The organism is Vibrio sp. 1402, from assembly GCF_033340275.1.
Genome location: NZ_JAWOWE010000728.1, coordinates 1 through 514 on the forward strand (window position 1 = coordinate 1; position 514 = coordinate 514).

Sequence of the window (514 nt, forward strand, 5' to 3'; positions counted from 1 at the left end):
TACTCGCTTATCAAAAAGGTTTCCAAGCATTAGTTTCCGCTTCTCAAAAGTATGGCCTAGACAAAGAAAGTGGCATTCTTGCGCGTTACGAAAACCTGCTACTTGAAGCAAAGAAAAGCGCCGACCATCAGCAAATCCTTTCTCTTATCCAGTTTGATAATGCGGTGAAAGTGGGCGAATTTGACTCAAGCAAACTGTCTGACCTATACGTTCCAGAACTGTTAGAGTCAGCGAAACAACTTGCAGCTCAAAAACAAGTCATTGGTGTGGCTTACAACAAAGGTTTACTGGGCGAAACTCGCGCGCTATCTCACGCCGTGGAAGAGCAGTTTGAAGCTTTCTCATCATCGATTGATTCTGCCGCAACCCAACGCGATGAAAAAATGGCAAGCATCAAGCAAGCCATTACTGCGTTCATCTTAGTAGTGATTTTTGCGCTGATTTGGCAAATTTCTCGCTCTATCAACGTTCGTGTTGGTAGCTTACTAGCAACGATTAAGAACATCAGCGAAAG

Annotated in this window: 1 pseudogene; it reads left to right on the forward strand. The window is 44.0% G+C overall.

The annotated features are described in order from the left end of the window. A pseudogene (locus tag R7044_RS28165) lies at positions 1-514 on the forward strand (methyl-accepting chemotaxis protein); the annotation flags it as partial.